At 42.3% G+C, this 615-nt stretch carries 1 protein-coding gene; it reads left to right on the forward strand.

What is annotated here, in order from left to right; genetic code table 11:
• Window positions 1–615, forward strand: a 615-nt coding sequence (locus tag E1176_RS20115) for a hypothetical protein (protein ID WP_185152472.1), incomplete at both ends; no start/stop codon positions are given.

The raw sequence follows: 615 nt of genomic DNA on the forward strand, positions 1-615 counted from the left end.
ATATTATCTTTCTGTAGACGCATACAACACTTCGTATGATGGCACTTTTACACTATGCCTGCAAGATGATGTTGATTATGATTATTACGAAGGTGCACAAGATATTACAGGTTTAATCGGCACATGCTCAGCAGATGAAGCCTATACCACAATTGGTGCATCACCAGATTTGAATGCAGGTAGTTGTTGGAACAATTCAGGCCCGCAACTCAACAGGTGGTTTTACTTTACGGCTCCGGCAACTGGTGAGATAAACATCACTGTCGATATCGATGGCTCCAAGGGATCTCAAAGAAGAACACAGGTGGCATTATGGGAAAGCGATGGCACGACAGAAGTAGCCTGCGATAGATATACTAGCAGTAATAATGAAGATGTGATTTTGGGTGTTCCAACTTTAACCCCAGGAAATACTTACTACCTCTCAGTCGATAGTTATAACACATCTTATGATGGCACATTTACTTTATGTCTTGAAGATCAGGTTGATTATGACCTTTATGAAGGTGCAGTTGATGTCACTTCCTTAATAAACACTTGTTCTGCCGATGCCGCCTACAGCACTGTAGGAGCCTCAGGTGATAGAAATGCCGGTAGCTGTTGGAATACTTCTCC

The sequence above is a fragment of the Fulvivirga aurantia genome (assembly GCF_009711475.1).
Taxonomy (GTDB): Bacteria; Bacteroidota; Bacteroidia; order Cytophagales; family Cyclobacteriaceae; genus Fulvivirga; species Fulvivirga aurantia.